We start from the raw sequence: 19,364 nt of genomic DNA on the forward strand, positions 1-19,364 counted from the left end.
TGACAAGAGACATATTCTGTCTTTAATCAATCAACAAATCTAAATACAATGTAAACTCTATAACTACCCCTGAAAGCCGTTAGAATAAAACAATAAGACATTTTATTCACGTAAGCTTTTAGTTATTCATAATAAAAACCGCATTCTTCGGGCTATCAACTATTTTTTACGATTATAAAATACTAATTGCCAAATTTCTTTTGATATGGATACGTCTCATAAATAGTATTATCCTCATTAATTGAAAATCCTTTTGCGGCATCTTTTCTTGCTACTTCAACTAGAGCTATAGCATCATCTCGAGATTTACCTTGCTTGAGCCAGCAAATCGCTTTATAATATTTAGCATCTGAGAATTCAGGATATATTTTTAATGCTTTATCAAAAATAGCAATTGCTTCATCCCATTTTTTAAGTTCATACTTTGCAATTCCCTGATAAAAATAAGCCGTAGGATGCTCCAACTGCTGTCTGTTTTTATAAATATCATTCACATAATCATCCAAAAGATTTTCTGCTTTTTCGTATTCATTTAATTGAAGATAGCATAGCGCTTTATAAAAATTAAAAGAATGGTCCATAACATAGCTGTTTCCGTATAATTTTATAGCTTCATCAAAATCAACAATGGCCGCTTTATAATTATGTGAAAAAATGCATTTCATAAAAGCGCGATAAGAAAGCCAGCGTTCTTTATCATATAACACTGCTTTATCTAAATAAGGCATTCCAACTTCATACTTTTTGCATTTAAAATATCAATCTCATCTTGTCCTTTGTTTTTAGACACTTGCCCAAACGATAAAAGAGTAAAAAATAAATTGAATCCTAGAATAATGTTTTTCAATGGGTACGTTTTTTAGTTAGATTTATTTGAAAGAAAAATCACTCTAAATAACGCTTTAATAAATGGGATTTTTGGACACTTTAAAATAACTTTAACATCTTCAAAAAAACTAGTCTCTTCATCTAAAAATTTGAAAATCAATTTCGGATTTCCTTTTCGAAATAAGGAAGAAAAAATAGGCCTTCCCAGTTCGTTATGACGATAGAGAATATCCAAAAGCAATAAATCGTAAAACCAAAACTTAGACTTGGCATGAAAGCTTTTCATTTCGAAATCTTTCTCTTGAATGAACTCTACCAAATCTGAAGATTTTTTATCTGCGTTTTTAAAAGTATAACCTGTACTGGCTTTTGTCCAGCCGCCAGCCGTGCCAATATTCAAAACCCGCTTGGTGTTTTTCTTCCAAAAAGGATAGCAAGTCATTGGGATGCTTCCCTCCTCTTTTTCGAGAATTTCGTAGTTTTCTGTCCCTAGTTTTTTCAGATAAAGTTGAATTGCTTTTTCGTACTCTTCTTTCGGAAGGAGTTTTTCCGAAAACAAAGTATATTCAACCAAAGCCTCTGTTTTTGAAGTCGGCAAAACATACATAAAGCGTGTATTTCCTTTTTGTTCAATAGAAAAATCCATGAAAGTGACTTCTTCTGGATTGAAAACTTCCTCTTTCGTTTTTACAAACCAACCCACAAAATGCTGTTGTAAAACGGGATATTTGTTTTGCCTTTCGGCGAACGCCTTAGTATAAATGCTATTGAAAAGGCAATTACAGGTATATCGATTCTCTTCTGTTCCGACAAAAACGTGCGTTTCCAATTCATTGATGTCGGTCACTTTTTCGTTTAAGAAAGTAATGTTTTGTTGTTTTGAAATGGCTTCAAAAACAAAATTATAGAAGTCTATACCACTTACTTTGTTGTATGAATAAGGCTTAATCGCTAAACTTCGATTAAAATCTTCATTGGCAAACAAAGCCAAATCCCATTTTTTTGAAATAACCGAATTCCAAACACTTTCTTCTTTCTCCCAGAAACACCAAGTTCTGTCATTGGTTTTCTTTACATCTTGATCTAATAATAAAATGGATTTATCGGAGAATTTTCCAGACAAAACCATTTTGTAAATCGTCATCAAAGATGCGAGGCCTGTTCCTGTAAAAATGTAATCGAAATGTTTGATTTGCGAAGAGTTCATTTTCAAAAATAAGAAATTTTATCCTTTTCCTTTTTCTAAAAAAATCAAAAAAGACTGCAATTTCTTATTCTGCTTTGCCTTATTAATTTTTAACCCTGATAAAAATGCTATTCTTTCAATTTATCCAAAAGAATTTTAAAATCTTTGGTAGCCATGTAAATGTTATATTGAAAGATGATTTCGTTTTTCTCATTCAAAACGCATAAAGTCGGATAGGCGATTTGATTGTTAATTGTCCCGAGCTGCAATGCTAATTCGTGAACTCCAACATTATTTCCTGTTGGCTGATATTTAAAGGTTTGTTTAAGGAAAGTAATATCTCGTTTTTCCTCTGCATTAAAATCAATAAAATAGAAATCGGAGTTTAATTTTTCTATAATCTCCTGATTTTTGAAAGTTGTCGCTTTCATTCGCTGACAAAATTGGCACCAATCGGTATGGATAAAAACAATGATTTTTCGTTTCTGAATCTGTTGCAAACTGTCTACTTCTTCGAAAGTTCTGTTTTTTAATTGGCAAAATCCCGTTGAAGTTATTCCGAAGAAGATAATAAGTAAAACTAGCTGTTTCATTTTTTTGTTTTGTTTGCCACTTAAAGGATTTTTTTAATCTTTGACTTATAAATTTATCTAAAAGTATATCGTAATCCTAAAAATCCTCTGATTGTTTGGTTCTGTCCATAAACATAAGTCGTATCAAATGTCAAACCGTATGGATTATCTGGCGTTACTACTACTTTTCCAGCTGAATCATATTGTACATTTTTATCAAATGGATCATTCGTTCTTGAAATCAAAAACGGATTATTTTGTTTTGGCGTAAAGTTCAGCAGGTTTTTAATTCCTCCATAAACTTCAAAATCTTTCCATCCTGAATAAGTAAACTGAATGTTCTGAATGCTATACCAAGGCGAATTGGGACTTCTTGGATCGGTTTCGCTCAACAACGGCAATTTCATCGGACTGTAAACATTTCCTGTATAGTCCATTGATAAATTCCAAGGCTGAATTTTGTATGAAACACTCCAAGTTCCGGTGAAATTCTCAGTCAAAAAAGGTCTTTCTGAAATGCCATTTTCGACATTTTTATTGTCTAAAACCGTTGCTCCAACAATAAATTTTAATCCCGATGGAAAGTTAAGATCTACATTGGTGCTAATTCCTTGACTTATCGCATAACCTTCAATGTTGTCATAAATAATTTCATTTGGATTGGTTTCGTAATCTGAAATGATCTTATTACTGAATCTTGTGTAAAAAGCTGTGGTTTCGATTCCCATAAACGTTCCATTTCCGAAATTAATTTTCTGAATGTAATTCAAATTCACATTTACCGATTGTTCTGGTTTCAAATCATTTTTGATAATAACATCTCTTGAACCCGTCAATGCCGCATGATCTTCGGTAAACAAATTCACAACTCTAAAACCCGTTCCAGCATTTAATCTAAAAATGGTGTTTTCGTTTGCCTTGAATCTATAGGCAAATCTTGGTGTAAAAATAGATCCGTGAATGGAGTTATAATCGTAACGCATTCCCAACAAAACCTGACTTTTAGGAGAAAAGGTAATTTCGTCCTGAACAAAAATTCCTGGGAGCCAAGTATTTTCCGCTTCTTTGGTGGCCGGCGTGTTATCGTCATAATAGGTGTATCGGCTTGCAATTCCAGCTAATAAATCATTTCTCCCGATTTTTTTATCCCAAGTCAATTGTAAAAAACCAATTTTCTGATTGGCAATATAAGATGTTGTTCCATACCGACTGTCTTGATAATGAACATTTCCAGAAAAAGAAAGCATCAACTTTTCTTCAAACGGCAATTGATAACTTCCAATTAATTCGGCTCTTTTTGTATAAATACTTTCTCCATAAATTTCATCGCCACCACGATATTTTTTCTCCCAACGAATGTCTCCGCCCCATCGATCTTCGTACATTCCGCGTGCTGCAATGGTAAATAATCGATTATGATTTCGTTTAAAACTCCATTTATTAAAAACCGAAATGCGTTCAGAAAGCGTAACATCGGTAAAATTATCTTTGTCTTTATCTATAACCTGATCGTAGTTGAAGTAATTAATTCCGATAAGTGAAATCGCTTTTTTTCCAACATTAAATTTCGTTGCTAAATCAAGATTGCTTTCAAAGTAAGAAGTCGTAAAATAATCGGCAGAAAAAGTCGGTGCATTAGTTGGATTTTTAGTGATAATATTAATTAATCCTCCAACGGCTTCACTTCCGTAAAGAGATGACGCGGGACCTTTTACAATCTCGATTCGTTCCACCAATGAATTCGGAATTCCAGACAGACCATAAACTGTTGACAGACTGCTTACGATTGGCATTCCGTCAATCATAACCAAAGTGTACGGTCCTTCCAATCCGTTTATATGAATATCTCCCGTATTGCATACCCCGCAATTGAGCTGGGGACGAACTCCATTTATGTTCTGAAGCGCATCGTAAATACTTGGAGTTGGGTTTTTCTTGAAGAAAGTTGGAGAATACACCTCAACAGGAACAGCACTTTCTAATCGTTTTACAGGTTTTAAAGTTCCTGAAACCACAACTTCATTCAATTCATTTTGGTCTTCCTCCAATTCAAAATCCAAATTCAGATTTTCACTTTCTAAAACTGAAATTCTTTGAGTTATGGGTTTGAATCCTGTTGAGGTTACATTTATTTTATACGTGCCGCTTGGGATATTTTCTAATTTATAAAATCCCAGAGAATCGATTTGTGTTTTAAAGTTTGTATTTAATAATCGAATCGTAATTTCCTGATCAATAGGAAGTACACTTTCTACTTTTCCAGAAATATTCTGAGAGAAAATGCTTTGCGTTGAAATTATTAATATTGTCAAAAATAAATATTTCATTATTATAAAATTAAATTTAGACAAAACTAAAAATTAAATTTGACAAATGATTATTCTTAAAACAAAATTTTCAGACTGATTGAAATCAAGATGTTATATTTTTTTTAAAACCATATAAGTTATATAAGATAATTTAAGTTTGTGCTAAAATGAACTTATATGGTTTAACTACTCTTTTCTATTGACTAAAAATCCTCGTCAATAAGTTCTTTATTAATTACCGCTCCAGCGAAAGAACCTGTAGAAACCGCAATGGCCACAGATCGCATTTGCGTTGTACAATCTCCGCTAGCAAAAACTCCAGCAATATTTGTTTTCTGCATGCTATCTACTTTTAGCAAACCTTGTTCGCTACTATCACATCCTAAAGTTTCAGGAATTTTACAATGCTGTTCAAAAGGCGGTCTGGCATAAATAGCTTTTACTTCCACTTTTTCCCCGTTCTTAAAAATGATGTTTTTAATATAACCTTCATGATGCTCAAAAGAATCTATTTCTTGTTCGAAAATCTGAACATCATGATTTTTAAGAATTTGCGTTTGTTCTAAACTCAATTCCGATTTTCCGTTAGTACATAATCTCAGGTCTTTTGTCCAATTGGAGATTAATTTTGCAAATTCAAATCCAATTTCACCATTGGCAATAATGGCCGTTTTTTCATTTTTTACTTCATAACCATGGCAATACGGACAATGCAAAACCGAAATTCCCCAACAAGCTGCAAAACCTTCGATTTCAGGAAGCAGATCCTTAACTCCCGTTGCAAACAATATTTTTTTCGAAGTAAAAATAACTCCTGATTCTGTTTCAATTTCGAAACCTTGTTCCGTTTTAGTTGCTTTTACAGCAAGCCCGTTATAGAATTGAACCGTTTTATAAATATTAACTTGTAATTTGGCTTTCGCCGAAATAACTGCCGGTTTCTCGCCGTCTTGTGTAATAAAATTATGTGAATGCGGTGTCTGTCTGTTGCAAGGCAAACCGCTATCGATAACCAAAACCTGACGTAATGAACGTCCTAAACTCATTGCGGCAGATAATCCGCTATAACTGCCGCCAATTATAATCACTTCAAAATGCTTCTGTTCCATATTTCTGTTTTTAATGATTCTCTTTTCTGTGTAATTTGTAATTGATTAAATGCCCGATGATCATTCCAATTCCTCCAAAATAAATCAGATCAAGATGAATTTCGAAAAAGAGTTCTGTCAAAATACTAATCCAAATCAACGCCATTGAAACAACCAAAATGGACGATACCAAAAGAGCTGATTTTTTTATAATTTTGAGAATTGCAAATAAACCTATCGAAGCAAATAGTAAATCTATAATTGGGTTGTGACTCAAGCCTAAAGGGAGAATCGTTAAAAGAGGAAAAATCAAACAATGGACCAGACAAATGGTCGCGCTCGAAATTCCTAAAATATCGTAAAAGGATGTGCTTATTTTCTTCATTATGTATACTTTTGCTTAATGCAATTTTGTTGCAAATATATACAATTTTATCAACTGCAACATTGTTGCGTTTAAATTTTAATTTCGTAAAAAATGAAGACTACACGTAATACAGCAGCAAAAACAGCTGTTTTAGATGTTTTTGAGAAATCTAAAACGGCTCTTTCGCATACCGAAATTCACAAACAATTAAATGATTTGTGTGATCGCGTTACCATTTACAGAATTTTGGATCGTTTGATTAATGAAGATTTAATTCATAAAATTTCAAATTTGGATGGAACGGTAAAGTATGCAAAATGCAATCATTCTCATCAACGTGTACACATTCATAACCATGCTCACTTTAGTTGTGAGAATTGCCATGAGATTACTTGTCTTGAAACTGTAAAACCGAGTTATATCATGCCGCACAATTATAAAGTAAACGAAATCAATTTTACCTTATCAGGATTATGCCCGAATTGTTTAAATTCTAACATTTAACTTTTAGACTCGTCTAAAAATATTGTTTCGCGAATATAATTTTTCTCTATATTTGTGAAAACAATACTTTTACAATGACCAAATCTCTAGAAGAAGTCCACGAATCGGTTGCTACACAAAACAAAAAAAAAGGTTTTAGAAAAATTTTAGCCTTCTTAGGCCCTGCATATTTAGTAAGCGTTGGCTACATGGATCCGGGAAACTGGGCGACTGACATTGCGGGCGGAAGCCAATTCGGATATACTTTAGTCTGGGTTTTACTGATGAGTAATTTAATGGCGTTGCTTTTGCAGAGCTTAAGTGCACGTCTTGGAATTGTAACACAGCGCGACCTTGCACAAGCCTCTCGAGAAACCTATTCCAAATACATCAACTACATTTTATACTTTCTTGCCGAAATTGCAATTGCGGCCTGCGATCTGGCAGAAGTACTCGGAATGGCAATCGGAATTAATCTACTTTTCGGGATTCCGTTGCTAGAAGCCGTTTTAATTACCGTTTTAGACACCTTTTTACTGCTTTTCCTGATCAATAAAGGAATTCGTAAGATGGAAGCCTTCATTATTGCTTTGGTGGCCATTATCGGCTTTTCTTTTATTTTTGAAATGATTTTTGCAGAACCAGAAATGGGCAAAGTTTTGCAGGGTCTTATTCCGTCGATTCCAAATTCGGCTGCCTTATATATTGCAATCGGAATTATTGGCGCAACTGTTATGCCGCACAACTTATACTTGCATTCGTCTTTAGTACAAACCCGAAAATTCGATAGAACACCAGCGGGAATCAAGCAAGCTTTAAAATACAATTTAATCGATTCTACAATTGCTTTAAATCTTGCTTTCTTCGTAAATGCAGCCATTTTAATTCTTGCTGCGGCGACTTTCCATAAAAACGGAATGTATGAAGTTGCCGAAATTCAAGATGCCCATCAATTTCTAGAACCGCTCTTGGGCACTAAATGGGCGCCTGTTTTATTTGCTGTCGCTTTAATCGCCGCTGGGCAAAGTTCGACTGTAACGGGAACACTCGCTGGACAAATCGTAATGGAAGGTTATTTGCATTTTAGAATTCAGCCTTGGGTACGTAGAATTATAACACGCTTAATTGCTATTATACCAGCTGTAATCGTGATTTTGATTTATGGAGAAAGCGTGACCGGAAAACTGTTAATTCTTAGTCAGGTCATTTTGAGTTTGCAATTGGGTTTTGCGATTATTCCGCTTATCCATTTTGTAAGTGATAAATCGAAAATGAATGGTTTTCACATTTCTAGAACGACTCAAGTTGTTTCTTGGATTATTGCCACTATAATTGTTTCTCTAAACGCGAAATTGGTTTATGACGAAATTACTTCCTGGTTAGAAAGTTCAAATCATCCAATGGTTCTTTGGTTCACGGTTGTTCCGCTTGCTATCGCATTCTCCGTTTTATTGCTGTACATCGTATTCAAACCATTTATTGCCAAATTCAAATCAAAAACCATAAATCACTCTCCACACAATTTAAAATTGAAGTTTTCGCCAAGAGAAAGCCAAAGCATCAAAAACATTGCAGTTTCTGTAGATTTCTCACATGCCGATGAAGCCGCTTTGAACAAAGCCTTTGAATTGGGTGGCATTGACACCGAATATACCCTCATTCACATTGTAGAAACGGTTGGAGCTTTAATGTATGGCGTTAATATTCACGATCATGAAACTACTATCGACGAAAAATTATTATTAAAATATAAAGAAATGCTTTCCGAAAAAGGATTCAAGATTAAAACCGAACTCGGATTTGGGAAACCAAACACCGTAATCCCTAAGATTATAAACGAAGGCAACTTTGATATCCTCGTTATGGGAACCCACGGCCACACTGGATTAAAAGATATTCTTTTCGGCACAACAGTAGATAAATTGAGACATAAAATTTCGATACCTTTGTTGATTGTTAAATAAAGTGGCTAAGATGCTAAGGTTCTAAGATACTAAGTTATTTAGTAAAAAACCCTTGAAAGAAAACTTAGAATCTCAGCATCTCAGAACCTTAGAACCTAAAGAAAAATGACCTTTTCAGAAGAAAACTACTTAAAATCGATATACCATCTGACAGCGGCTTTAGAAACTGAAGTGAGCACAAATGCTATTGCGGAAATTATGGAAACGAAAGCTTCCTCTGTAACCGATATGCTTAAAAAACTGGCAGAGAAAGATTTAGTAAATTATAAAAAATACCAAGGGGTTTCTTTAACCGAAAACGGAAAACTGGCCGCGAAAATGATTGTGAGAAAACATCGCCTTTGGGAAGTGTTTTTGGTGGAGAAACTAAATTTCAGTTGGGATGAAGTCCACGATATTGCAGAGCAGTTAGAACACATTAAATCGGAGCAGTTAATTAACCGTTTAGATGATTTTCTTGGAAATCCGACCGAAGATCCACATGGCGATCCAATTCCAGATGCAAATGGGCGAATTATTAAAATCGAGAAACACCTTTTATCAGAGCTTGAAGAGAATCAAACCGGAGTTTGTGTCGGCGTAAAAGATACTTCTTCAGAATTCTTAAAGTATCTGGATAAACAAGGAATTGCTTTAGGTTCTAAAATTGAATTTATATCTAAAGAATCTTTTGACTTATCGGTTAAAATTAAAGTGAATGAAAGAGAATTGTCTATTTCGAATAAGATTGCTTCGAATTTGTTTGTGAAGCTTGTGTAATATATTTGACTAATGGATTTCGATTTACTGCTTTATATAATTTTTCAAATTCCACTGGGTTTTATTATCTCCAAACAAGATCAATTACATAAGTCTGATATTTTTCTAAAGTTCTTTTCTTTTGCATTAGTTTTATTTATAGGAGGAGCATTCTTCCTTTATGACAAACAAAAACTAGCCTATTTGGGGTCGCAAACATCTTTGATATTCTTGTTTCTTTATAAAATTATTCGAAACATTTATTATCCTATTTTCCTGAGAGAACCTGAATTTTCAAAAACACCAAAACACAAAATTGACATAATTCCAACACTATTTATTTTTACAGGAACAATAGCATTACCTTTTATAATTGACACTTTTCTCGTTCAGAAACTTATAGCTAAAACCTAAACAATCCCTTTCTCAATCATTTCCAGCATGACTGGCGAAGCATTTTTAAATGTTGGAGGTTGCTCAATAATACTTCCTGCATTCTTTTTATTCACTTTGAAAGTCACATCATCATCAGTTGTAAATAAAAGTGCCGTTAAAAAAGGATTTTTGATATGTGAGCCTAAAACCAGCAAGGCTTCATCTAAAGTATGAATGCTTTCTATTTCTTCTGTTTTATATCTAAAAGTCAGTGAAATTGAGAATGTATTATCTTCATTGAGAACCAATCGGAAATAAACATTTTTAAGTTCAGTATCTCCCATGGTTTTGGCCAAAGTCAATTTTGCGAAAGTTCCTTTTTGGATGCTTTCTTTAACGCGTTCGCAAAAAAGAGCGAATATAGGTTCGTAGGACATGATTTTTATTTATTAGTTGCTATCCAGAAGCTTCGGATTAAGTTCCTAAGTAACTGAGTTTTTTAATTACTTTGAACAGCTTTGTGTTGTTTTACCGCAGAGTTACACAAAGATTTCGCAAAGTTACACAAAGCTTTGCATTAATGTTTTTTCTTTGTGACCCTCTGCGAAATCTTTGTGTAACTCTGTGATGTAAACTTTATTTTCCTGTAAATTCAGCTTTTCTTTTTTCTAAGAATGCTGTGGTTCCTTCTTTAAAATCCTCAGTTCCGAAACATTCTCCAAATGATTTTATTTCAGTATCAAATCCATTTTTACCGTCTTTAAAGTTGGCATTGATTGCTTTGATTGCTTTTCCAATTGCGAATGGCGCATTTTTGATAATTTTTTGAGCGATTACATTTGTAAACGACAATAGTTCTTCCTGAGGCACAACATTATTTACTAAACCGTAATCTTTTGCTTGTTCAGCGGTAATCATCGCTGCGGTCATAATCATTTCCATTGCACGGCCTTTTCCAATTAATTGCGGTAAACGCTGTGTTCCTCCATATCCAGGAATTAATCCTAATGTTACTTCTGGAAGTCCCATTTTTGCATTGTCAGAAGCAATTCTGAAATGACATGCCATTGCCAATTCTAGTCCTCCGCCAAGAGCAAAACCGTTAACGGCAGCAATAACTGGTTTCTTAAGGTTTTCAATAAAATCAAATAAAGATTCCTGTCCTTCAGCAGCTAATTGTGCACCTTCAACAACAGTATAATTGGCAAATTCCGAAATATCTGCTCCAGCAACAAAGGCTTTCTCTCCGCTTCCGGTTAAAACAACAACATGAACATCATCATTTTTAGATAAGGATTGAATAGCATTACTCAAATCACTAATGGTTGCTTTGTTTAAAGCATTTAATTTAGTTGGTCTGTTAATAGTAATGGTAGCAACTTTTTCTACAATTGAAATTAAGATATTTTCGTAATCCATGACGCTATATTTTATGAGTTGGTGATAGGTAGAGAAACTGTAAACGTAGTTCCTTTTCCGTAAGTTGATTCAAAGGTAATTGTTCCTTTGTAATTTTCGATAATGTTTTTAATAATTCCGAGCCCAAGCCCCATACCGCTGGTTTTTGTAGTAAACTTTGGTTCGAAAATTCTTCCGATATCTTGTTTCTGAATACCGATTCCGTTGTCTTTTACAGCAATTTCAACATCGTTATTTCGCCTTTTTACCGAAACTACTATCGATTTCTGGAATTGACTTTCTGGAATAGCCTGAGTCGCATTTTTAACCAAATTGGTAATCACACGAATCAATTGCGTACGATCCATTTTGGAGATGATTTCTTCTTCCTCTTTTTCAAAAACAATATAATCTTCGTTGAAAATATCCAAAGCCAATTCGACAACCTCAACCACATTCAAAGTTTCGTTTTGCTGTGCTGGCATCGAAGCAAAGTTCGAAAATGCGGAAGCTACCGCCGTCATCGTATCAATCTGCTGAATTAAAGTTTCGGAGTAATCATTCATCTTTTGCTTTACATCAGGATCATTTGGATCAAATTTTCTCTGGAAACTCTGAACCGTCAATCGCATCGGCGTAAGCGGATTTTTAATTTCGTGCGCTACTTGTTTCGCCATTTCACGCCATGCTTCTTCACGTTCGCTTTGGGCTAGTTTAATAGCACTGGTTTCTAATTTGTCTACCATTCCGTTGTAAGCTCTAATCAAGAAATTAACTTCTTTGCTGTTGGCTTCCAGAACAATTTTTTCGTTTTTCTGATCCAGATTAGTCTCCTCTAGTCTCTCTGAAATCGTTTTTAATGATTTCGTGATGTATGTCGAAAGGAAATACGCCAATGCAAAAGCAACAATCAGCATAAAAGAATAAACTTGGCTCAGACGAATTAAGAAAGTATTCAATTCGTTATCGTAATAACCATCATCTTCTAAATAAGGAAGATTCAAGATTCCAAGCGGTTTGAATTTTTCGTCTTTTATTAAACTGTATGAAGATCGGTTTTTAACTCCGTCGATCGTTTTAATGTCTACAAAGCGTTTCTCGATTGAAGACCGAACCAACTTAAGAATATATTCTGGAATTGGCGGTGCAATTTTATCAACAGCAAAAGATTCTTTAGAGGATTTTAAAAGTTTCCCATCAAGACTGTAAATATTAATTTCGATTTTATGAATCTGCGCCAATTCGTGGATTTTATCTTTAAAAATCAAATCCAAATTTTGCGTTTTCAGCGGATAAGTAGTAGTTGCCAGAACATAATTGATATGTTCTTTTACGGCATTTTCTTTTCGTTCTAAACGTTCTTGGTGGTATTCTTTGGCCTCCGTTTTAAACTGAATAATCGAAATTGAAGCCAATAAAAAAGATGCCACAACAATCAATACAATCATCGACAGGAAAATCCTGGTACGAAGGGAAAGCATTGACATTTTGAAGTTCTGCATCTGTTTTTGTTTTATTTGTTTCAGGTTTCAAGTTTCAGGTTACGTTGCATTTGACAACTTGAAACTTGAAACCTGAAACTAAAAAAACTATTTTTTTTCTCTAATTCTCTTATAAAATCGAAATCCTAACATAATTAAAACCGAGAATAAAATAATTCCGATTACGCCGAAAATCCAGTTGATGGCACTTTTTAAAACTACTAAAAAAACGACTGCAAACAAAATAATCGTTGCGCCTTCATTCCACAAACGCATAAAATTATTGGTATATTTTACCTCATCGTTTTGCAGTTGTTTAAAAATTTGATGGCATTTTCCGTGATATAAATATAAAAGAAAAACGAAGCATAATTTTACGTGCATCCATGGCATTTTCATCCATACATGACCTGCATCTGTAAAAAATAGCATCCAAAAAGCAAAAATACTCGCCAAAACCGCTGACGGCCATGTAATGATATACCACAAACGGTAGGCCATTATTTTGTATTGCGCCTGTAAAATCTCTTTTTCCGGCGAAGGTTTTTCGTTGGCTTCTATTTGATACACAAACAAACGCACAATATAAAACAAACCTGCAAACCAGGTGATCACAAATATAAGATGCAGTGATTTTAAGTAATTATAGTATTCCATTAATATTTAGTTTCAGGTTTCAGGTTTCAGGTTTCAGGTTATTTCTCAAAGTTGAGCATAACTTGAAACTTTAAACCTGAAACAAAAATTTATTTAGCCCAATCATTAATCCAATTAGAAACCGTCTGGCACCATTCATCATCATCATTCAAACACGGAATTGCCAAGAATTCTTCTCCTCCTTTTGCTTCAAAATCTTCTTTGGCACGCATTGCGATTTCTTCCAGAGTTTCTAAACAGTCTGAAACGAAAGCCGGCGTTACAACTGCCAATTTCTTGATTCCTTTAGCCGGCATATTATCAATTTCAACATCCGTAAAAGGTTCTAACCATTTGTCACCCGCTAAACGCGATTGAAAAGTCAGACTGTATTTATCTTCTGGAAGTCCCAATAATTTTACAACTTGTTTTGTTGTTTCATAACATTGGTGGCGGTAACAGAATTCATGAGCCGGAGATGGCGTGTTACAGCAAGAACCGTCAATTTTGCAATGTGATTTAGTTACATCCGTTTTGCGAATATGGCGCTCTGGAATTCCGTGGTAAGAAAACAACAAATGATCATAATCAAAACCAACTAAATGTTTTTGAATAGAATCGGCTAAATTCTTAATATAATCTGGTTTGTTATAAAATGCTGGAACATCTGTAAATTTCATGTTTGGAAATTTCTTTTTACGGATTTCTTCTGCTTTTACTAAAATCGTCAAAGTCGAAGCCATTGCATATTGCGGATATAGAGGAAAAAGCATTACTTCATCTACACCTTTATCATGCAATTCCTGAAGTCCTTTTTCAATTGTCATGCTTCCGTAGCGCATTGCTAATGCAACTGGAACATTTACTAAAGGCTGTACTTTTTTCTGCATTCTCTCAGAAAGAACTACTAACGGAGAACCTTCCTCCCACCAAATTTTCGCGTAAGCGTGCGCTGATTCTTCTGGTCTTTTTCTCAAAATAATACCGCGAACCAATAATGCTCTTAATAAATACGGAACATCGATCACGTATTTATCCATTAAAAATTCATCTAAATACGGTTTTACATCTTTCGTGGTTGGACTGTCCGGAGAGCCCAAGTTTACTAATAATACGCCTTTCATTTATTCTTTGCTTTAGGCTTTAAGCTTTAGGCTTTAAGCATTTAATTTGTTTTTAAAAATTTCGTCAAAAGTAGGACTTGCTGCTTTTTAGAAATATGATAATTATTACTTTTTAATTATGTTCTTATTTATAAAATTGATGTTTTTAACTTGCTTATATGTATTAAATAATGTTGCTAACGATTCATAATCTTGTTCTGTTCCAAAGTCTTCTGTTTGAATTCCTTTTTTAGAACCAATAAAATAAAATTGCCCACACGAAAGACAAATTTTAGCAATACCTGAAATTTCGTTATTTTTCCTAAAAACCAAAATATCCCTATACTCTGGTGCGCAGGCTTTATTTAATTCAAACATCTTTAGAGAAAATTTCTCGACAAAAACATCATTTCTTAAATACTCAACGTCTTTTTGGGATAATTTAAACTTTGAAAATCCCGTAGAATTAATTGTTTTATAAAAAACATTATTATCTAATTTATCTGGAAATTCAGAGTAAACAATATTATTTAGAATAGAATCTTTAACACCTTTTCTATTATTCTCGACTATTTCTACTTCTTTATCTTTATTTAATGAATGATATTCAACACTATCAAAATCAAAAAACATTTTTTCTTCTTTTGATTTGCAAGACAGCAATAAGAAAAGTAACAATACTATTGAATATCTATTAACCATTACACATTCGCATTAATCGACATCAAATATTTTTTGGGAGTCGTGGCAAACTTTTTCTTGAAAGCCGCTATAAAGTGACTTCCCGTGCTGTAGCCTATTTTCAGCCCAACTTCGTTTACATTATAAGAACCGCTATCTAAAAGTTTTCGAGCGAAATCCATTTTGTAATCGAAAAGGAAACCGTAAACCGTATCGCCGTAAATTTGCTTGAAACCCATTTTGAGTTTCTTCAAATTCAAACCAATTTCATCTGCCAATTCTTGCAATCCTGGCGGTTCGGCCATATTGGCGATGATAATTTCTTTGGCTCTTCGAATTTTCAAAACGTTATCTTCATCAATTAGAAACGGACATTGTTCTGCGTTTGGATCTTCGGTTCTGTTAAAATACAAACTCAACAATTCGTATCCTTTTCCTTTATAATAAAGATTTTTTATCGATGGATGAAGATTGTAATGAAACAACTGACTCAAGACAATTGCCATTGACGGACTTATATTTCCTTCGTTATAATACTTTTTATCCTTATTATCAGGACTTAGAAAAGTGATATAATCAGCTTCGGCAGAAAATAACGCGTGAAATTTTTTGATGGACACAATTACAGAAATTGCCCAAGAATTTGGCGCCAATTCTAAATTAAGCGGTAATTCTTTCTGCGGATTATATAAAAGCAGCGATTTTTCTTCTTTCAATTCTAAAGCATAATTGCCTTGGTTGAACAAAAATTTGGCGTTGCCCTTTATCCCGAAGTGAAACTGTATCAGGCCAGTACCTATTATTCCATGCTGTGCATAAAAAGGTTCTGGTCCATCATTTTGAAAACGAATCAGCGTAAAGTCGTCTTCAATTTTTATAACTTCTTGAGAACTCATAGCGATATTTTTTTGAAACGAAAATCAGAACAAACTCAAAATGTTATTTAGAACGACTCTAAACTAATCACTTCAAACGAGTTGATTTTGCTACAAAAGTAGTCCTTTTTACTCAAAAACACCTATTTAGGTTTAAAAAAACATATAGCGACATAAAAAGTACTTTTAGCGTTATTTTTATCAATGCTATAGTAATAATTTTGTTGCACTTTTATGAAAGTGAATTTATGGAAAACAATAACGCACCGAAACATCTTTATTTTTACTCAGTTGGTCTGAGTTATAAAAAAGCTGATGCTGAGGTCAGAGGTCAATTTAGTTTGGATGCAGTGGCGAAAACACGTTTGCTGGAACAAGCTAAAAACGATGGAATAGAAAGTTTAATTGTGACTTCAACCTGCAACAGAACCGAGATCTACGGTTTTGCAGAACACCCATTTCAATTAATCAAATTGATCTGCGACAACAGCAACGGTTCTGTTGATGCTTTTCAAAAGGTTGGTTTCGTTTACAAAAATCAGGAAGCAATTAATCATATCTTTCGCGTAGGAACTGGTTTAGATAGTCAGATTCTAGGTGATTTCGAAATTATATCTCAAATAAAAACCAGTTTTACACATTCAAAATCGATGGGATTGGCCAATGCTTTTATGGAAAGATTGGTGAATGCGGTCATTCAGGCAAGTAAAAGAATTAAAACAGAAACAGAAATCAGTTCTGGTGCTACTTCGGTTTCTTTTGCTTCAGTGCAGTACATTTTGAAGAATGTAGAAGACATAAGCAACAAAAACATTTTACTTTTCGGAACTGGAAAAATCGGGAGAAATACTTGCGAGAATTTAGTAAAACACACTAAAAACGAGCATATTACTTTAATCAACCGAACTAAAGATAAAGCTGAGAAACTAGCTGGAAAATTAAATCTGATTGTTAAAGATTATTCTGAATTACATTTAGAACTTCAAAAAGCTGATGTTGTGGTTGTAGCAACAGGCGCACAAAATCCAACGGTTGACAAAGCGATTCTGAATCTTAAAAAGCCAATGTTGATTCTGGATCTGTCTATTCCTAAAAACGTAAATGAAAACGTAGAGGAATTAGAAGGTGTAACTTTAATTCACATGGATTATTTGTCTCAATTGACAGATGAAACTTTGGAAAACAGAAAATTACACATTCCGGCAGCTGAAGCAATCATTGAAGAAATCAAAGAAGAATTTGTGATTTGGATGAAAGGAAGAAAGTTCGCTCCAACCATTAATGCTTTAAAAGAAAAACTAAACGCTATTAAAGCTTCGGAGCTAGATTTTCAAAGCAAAAAAATTGCCGATTTCAACGAAGAACAAGCAGAAATCATCAGTAACAGAATCATTCAAAAAATCACTACACATTTCGCAAATCATTTAAAAGATGACGATACTATGGTCGATGAGAGCATCGAATGGATCGAGAAAGTCTTCAAAATAAAAGCATCTTAAATAAAATTTTAAACCATTTAAGTTATATAAGTTCATTTAAAAACTGTGTTTTACCCAAACTACTTAAATTTACTTATATAACTTATATGGTTCAAGAAACAAAACATGGCTGAAAAAACAATCAGAATTGGAACTCGTGACAGCGAATTAGCACTTTGGCAGGCACATACTGTCGAAAAGAAATTAAACGATTTGGGTTATAAAACCTCAATTGTTGCTGTAAAATCTCAAGGCGATATTATTCTGGATAAACCGCTTTATGAATTAGGAATTACAGGAATTTTTACAAAAACCTTAGACATTGCTATGATCAATGGCGATGTTGATATTGCTGTACATTCTATGAAAGATGTTCCAACGGCTTTACCAAAAGGTATCGTTCAAGGTGCTGTTTTACCAAGAGCCAATGTTCTGGATATTTTAGTTCATAAAGGAAATCCTGATTTTACAAATCCAAGTACCATTGCAACCGGAAGTTTGCGCCGCCAGGCACAATGGTTCAACAAATACCCCAATCATACTGTGGTTGATTTACGTGGAAACGTAAATACACGTATGCAAAAACTTCAGGACAATAATTGGGATGGTGCTGTTTTTGCAGCTGCAGGTTTAGAGCGCATCAACTTAAAACCTGAAAATTACATCAACTTAGATTGGATGATTCCTGCTCCGGCACAAGGCGCAATGCTTGTCGTGGGAATGGAAAATGACAATTATACATTAGATGCGCTTTCTCAGTTAAATGATATCGAAACCGAAATCTGTACGTATATCGAGCGTCAGTTTTTGAGAACGCTTGAAGGCGGATGTACTGCCCCAATTGGAGCTTTAGTTACATATAATGAAGACGAAGATACTTTACATTTTCAAGGTGTTTTACTTTCCATTGACGGAAAACAAAAACTGGAAATCAACAAAACGGTTGATATTTCAGAATGGAAAAAATTAGGTTTCAACTCTGCTCAGGAGATTTTGAATAATGGAGGAACAGAATTAATGAAACAGATTAAAGAATCGCTGAAAAAATAATGGCAAATCCAATTCAGATACTATCCACTAAAATATTATCTCCTCTTCATAAACAAGAGCTGATGAAATATGGCGTCGAATTAATCGAAGCCGATTTCATTAAAACCGAAAATAAACCTTTCGAATTAAAAGACCTCAACCAAAGTCTGATTTTCACGAGTCAGAATGCTGTTCATAGCGTTTTATCTCATCCCGATTCAGAGCTGTTAAAGAAAAAAAATGTGTATTGTGTCGGCCTTAAAACCAAAACGCTTTTAAGCGATAATGGCTTTAATGTAGTAGCTTACACAGGTTACGCATCAGATTTAGCCGAAATTATCACTTTGATTTACGCGAATGAGAGCTACACTTTTTTTAGCGGAAATCTTAGACGAGACACTTTGCCAGAAGCTTTTAAAGAAAACGGAATTAAATTCAATGAAATTCAGGTTTACGAAACTACGCTTCAACCTCAGAAAATAAAGGCAAATCCTGAAGCGATTTTGTTTTTTAGTCCATCTGGAGTTAAAAGTTATCTGAAACATAATACCATCAATAAACAAATCTGTTTCTGCATTGGCGATACAACGGCAGAAGCTTTATCAAAAATAACAAAGAATATCATCGTTGCAGATCAGCCCACAATTGAAGATGTGATCGAAGATGTGATTCACGAATATAAATAAATTAAAGCTATAAGCTTTAGGCAGTAAGCCTTAAGCAAAAATAATTTGGCAATACGCTTTAAGCTTTATGCTTTAAGCAAAAAAGAT

Annotated in this window: 19 protein-coding genes; 6 read left to right on the forward strand and 13 right to left on the reverse strand. The window is 34.0% G+C overall.

Features of this window, described 5'->3' with window-relative positions; all coding sequences use genetic code 11:
- Window positions 1–182 precede the first annotated feature (182 nt).
- From M0M44_RS04825 to M0M44_RS04850, 6 genes are all read right to left on the reverse strand, one after another.
- A complete protein-coding gene (locus tag M0M44_RS04825) occupies window positions 183–728 on the reverse strand; it encodes a tetratricopeptide repeat protein (RefSeq protein ID WP_248728751.1) in 546 nt (181 codons plus the stop codon).
- Between the two features lie 131 nt (window positions 729–859).
- Complete coding sequence (locus M0M44_RS04830) at window positions 860–2,035, reverse strand: lycopene cyclase family protein (protein ID WP_248729987.1); 1,176 nt, start codon at window positions 2,033–2,035, stop codon at window positions 860–862.
- A gap of 107 nt (window positions 2,036–2,142) precedes the next feature.
- Complete coding sequence (locus tag M0M44_RS04835; protein ID WP_248728752.1) at window positions 2,143–2,607, reverse strand: thioredoxin family protein; 465 nt, start codon at window positions 2,605–2,607, stop codon at window positions 2,143–2,145.
- 53 nt (window positions 2,608–2,660) lie between these two features.
- Window positions 2,661–4,913, reverse strand: coding sequence for a TonB-dependent receptor (locus tag M0M44_RS04840; protein ID WP_248728753.1), 2,253 nt, complete (start codon window positions 4,911–4,913; stop codon window positions 2,661–2,663).
- Between the two features lie 185 nt (window positions 4,914–5,098).
- Window positions 5,099–6,004, reverse strand: a complete 906-nt coding sequence (locus M0M44_RS04845; protein ID WP_248728754.1) for an NAD(P)/FAD-dependent oxidoreductase — start codon at window positions 6,002–6,004, stop codon at window positions 5,099–5,101.
- 10 nt (window positions 6,005–6,014) lie between these two features.
- Window positions 6,015–6,368 carry a MerC domain-containing protein gene (locus tag M0M44_RS04850; protein ID WP_248728755.1) on the reverse strand — a complete coding sequence of 118 codons (354 nt, stop codon included), beginning with the start codon at window positions 6,366–6,368 and terminating at the stop codon, window positions 6,015–6,017.
- 93 nt (window positions 6,369–6,461) lie between these two features.
- Between M0M44_RS04850 and M0M44_RS04855 the strand changes: the two genes are divergently transcribed.
- From M0M44_RS04855 to M0M44_RS04865, 3 genes are all read left to right on the forward strand, one after another.
- On the forward strand, window positions 6,462–6,854 hold the full coding sequence (locus M0M44_RS04855; RefSeq protein WP_248728756.1) for a Fur family transcriptional regulator: 393 nt from the start codon (window positions 6,462–6,464) through the stop codon (window positions 6,852–6,854).
- 74 nt (window positions 6,855–6,928) lie between these two features.
- The gene (locus M0M44_RS04860) at window positions 6,929–8,797 is read left to right on the forward strand and encodes an Nramp family divalent metal transporter (RefSeq protein WP_248728757.1); all 1,869 of its coding nucleotides are present in this window, start codon (window positions 6,929–6,931) and stop codon (window positions 8,795–8,797) included.
- A gap of 105 nt (window positions 8,798–8,902) precedes the next feature.
- Window positions 8,903–9,556, forward strand: a complete 654-nt coding sequence (locus tag M0M44_RS04865) for a metal-dependent transcriptional regulator (RefSeq protein WP_248728758.1) — start codon at window positions 8,903–8,905, stop codon at window positions 9,554–9,556.
- Window positions 9,557–9,945: 389 nt separating this feature from the next.
- Here the strand turns inward: M0M44_RS04865 and M0M44_RS04870 are convergent, their stop codons facing one another.
- The 7 genes from M0M44_RS04870 to M0M44_RS04900 all read right to left on the reverse strand — a co-directional run bounded on the left by M0M44_RS04870 (window position 9,946) and on the right by M0M44_RS04900 (window position 16,105).
- Window positions 9,946–10,347 carry a hypothetical protein gene (locus M0M44_RS04870; protein WP_248728759.1) on the reverse strand — a complete coding sequence of 134 codons (402 nt, stop codon included), beginning with the start codon at window positions 10,345–10,347 and terminating at the stop codon, window positions 9,946–9,948.
- 199 nt (window positions 10,348–10,546) lie between these two features.
- On the reverse strand, window positions 10,547–11,329 hold the full coding sequence (locus M0M44_RS04875; protein ID WP_248728760.1) for an enoyl-CoA hydratase/isomerase family protein: 783 nt from the start codon (window positions 11,327–11,329) through the stop codon (window positions 10,547–10,549).
- 11 nt (window positions 11,330–11,340) lie between these two features.
- A complete protein-coding gene (locus tag M0M44_RS04880; RefSeq protein ID WP_248729988.1) occupies window positions 11,341–12,756 on the reverse strand; it encodes a sensor histidine kinase in 1,416 nt (471 codons plus the stop codon).
- Between the two features lie 141 nt (window positions 12,757–12,897).
- On the reverse strand, window positions 12,898–13,446 hold the full coding sequence (locus M0M44_RS04885) for a CopD family protein (protein ID WP_057115399.1): 549 nt from the start codon (window positions 13,444–13,446) through the stop codon (window positions 12,898–12,900).
- Window positions 13,447–13,535: 89 nt separating this feature from the next.
- A complete protein-coding gene (hemH, locus tag M0M44_RS04890; protein ID WP_248728761.1) occupies window positions 13,536–14,549 on the reverse strand; it encodes a ferrochelatase in 1,014 nt (337 codons plus the stop codon).
- Between the two features lie 105 nt (window positions 14,550–14,654).
- Window positions 14,655–15,161: a hypothetical protein gene (locus M0M44_RS04895; RefSeq protein WP_248728762.1), complete on the reverse strand. Its 507-nt coding sequence runs from the start codon at window positions 15,159–15,161 to the stop codon at window positions 14,655–14,657.
- A 68-nt stretch (window positions 15,162–15,229) separates the two neighbouring features.
- Entirely contained in the window at window positions 15,230–16,105 is an 876-nt protein-coding gene (locus M0M44_RS04900) for a helix-turn-helix domain-containing protein (RefSeq protein ID WP_248728763.1), read from the reverse strand.
- Between the two features lie 227 nt (window positions 16,106–16,332).
- Here M0M44_RS04900 and hemA point away from each other — a divergent pair, with 227 nt between their 5' ends.
- The 3 genes from hemA to M0M44_RS04915 all read left to right on the forward strand — a co-directional run bounded on the left by hemA (window position 16,333) and on the right by M0M44_RS04915 (window position 19,277).
- Window positions 16,333–17,583, forward strand: a complete 1,251-nt coding sequence (gene hemA, locus M0M44_RS04905; RefSeq protein WP_248728764.1) for a glutamyl-tRNA reductase — start codon at window positions 16,333–16,335, stop codon at window positions 17,581–17,583.
- A 105-nt stretch (window positions 17,584–17,688) separates the two neighbouring features.
- Window positions 17,689–18,612 carry a hydroxymethylbilane synthase gene (gene hemC / locus M0M44_RS04910; RefSeq protein WP_248728765.1) on the forward strand — a complete coding sequence of 308 codons (924 nt, stop codon included), beginning with the start codon at window positions 17,689–17,691 and terminating at the stop codon, window positions 18,610–18,612.
- On the forward strand, window positions 18,612–19,277 hold the full coding sequence (locus M0M44_RS04915) for a uroporphyrinogen-III synthase (RefSeq protein WP_248728766.1): 666 nt from the start codon (window positions 18,612–18,614) through the stop codon (window positions 19,275–19,277). The genes hemC and M0M44_RS04915 overlap by 1 nt, the downstream gene beginning before the upstream one ends.
- Window positions 19,278–19,364 lie beyond the last annotated feature (87 nt).

The sequence above is a fragment of the Flavobacterium humidisoli genome, from assembly GCF_023272795.1.
GTDB lineage: Bacteria > Bacteroidota > Bacteroidia > Flavobacteriales > Flavobacteriaceae > Flavobacterium > Flavobacterium humidisoli.

Coding starts and splice junctions, on each gene's coding strand:
- hemA (WP_248728764.1), top strand. CDS start 16,333: ATGGAAAACAATAACGCACCGAAACATCTTTATTTTTACTCAGTTGGT.
- M0M44_RS04860 (WP_248728757.1), top strand. CDS start 6,929: ATGACCAAATCTCTAGAAGAAGTCCACGAATCGGTTGCTACACAAAAC.
- M0M44_RS04840 (WP_248728753.1), bottom strand. CDS start 4,913: ATGAAATATTTATTTTTGACAATATTAATAATTTCAACGCAAAGCATT.
- M0M44_RS04830 (WP_248729987.1), bottom strand. CDS start 2,035: ATGAACTCTTCGCAAATCAAACATTTCGATTACATTTTTACAGGAACA.
- hemC (WP_248728765.1), top strand. CDS start 17,689: ATGGCTGAAAAAACAATCAGAATTGGAACTCGTGACAGCGAATTAGCA.
- M0M44_RS04855 (WP_248728756.1), top strand. CDS start 6,462: ATGAAGACTACACGTAATACAGCAGCAAAAACAGCTGTTTTAGATGTT.
- M0M44_RS04915 (WP_248728766.1), top strand. CDS start 18,612: ATGGCAAATCCAATTCAGATACTATCCACTAAAATATTATCTCCTCTT.
- M0M44_RS04835 (WP_248728752.1), bottom strand. CDS start 2,607: ATGAAACAGCTAGTTTTACTTATTATCTTCTTCGGAATAACTTCAACG.
- M0M44_RS04895 (WP_248728762.1), bottom strand. CDS start 15,161: ATGTTTTTTGATTTTGATAGTGTTGAATATCATTCATTAAATAAAGAT.
- M0M44_RS04900 (WP_248728763.1), bottom strand. CDS start 16,105: ATGAGTTCTCAAGAAGTTATAAAAATTGAAGACGACTTTACGCTGATT.
- M0M44_RS04865 (WP_248728758.1), top strand. CDS start 8,903: ATGACCTTTTCAGAAGAAAACTACTTAAAATCGATATACCATCTGACA.
- M0M44_RS04875 (WP_248728760.1), bottom strand. CDS start 11,329: ATGGATTACGAAAATATCTTAATTTCAATTGTAGAAAAAGTTGCTACC.
- hemH (WP_248728761.1), bottom strand. CDS start 14,549: ATGAAAGGCGTATTATTAGTAAACTTGGGCTCTCCGGACAGTCCAACC.
- M0M44_RS04850 (WP_248728755.1), bottom strand. CDS start 6,368: ATGAAGAAAATAAGCACATCCTTTTACGATATTTTAGGAATTTCGAGC.
- M0M44_RS04870 (WP_248728759.1), bottom strand. CDS start 10,347: ATGTCCTACGAACCTATATTCGCTCTTTTTTGCGAACGCGTTAAAGAA.
- M0M44_RS04880 (WP_248729988.1), bottom strand. CDS start 12,756: ATGATTGTATTGATTGTTGTGGCATCTTTTTTATTGGCTTCAATTTCG.
- M0M44_RS04825 (WP_248728751.1), bottom strand. CDS start 728: ATGCCTTATTTAGATAAAGCAGTGTTATATGATAAAGAACGCTGGCTT.
- M0M44_RS04845 (WP_248728754.1), bottom strand. CDS start 6,004: ATGGAACAGAAGCATTTTGAAGTGATTATAATTGGCGGCAGTTATAGC.
- M0M44_RS04885 (WP_057115399.1), bottom strand. CDS start 13,446: ATGGAATACTATAATTACTTAAAATCACTGCATCTTATATTTGTGATC.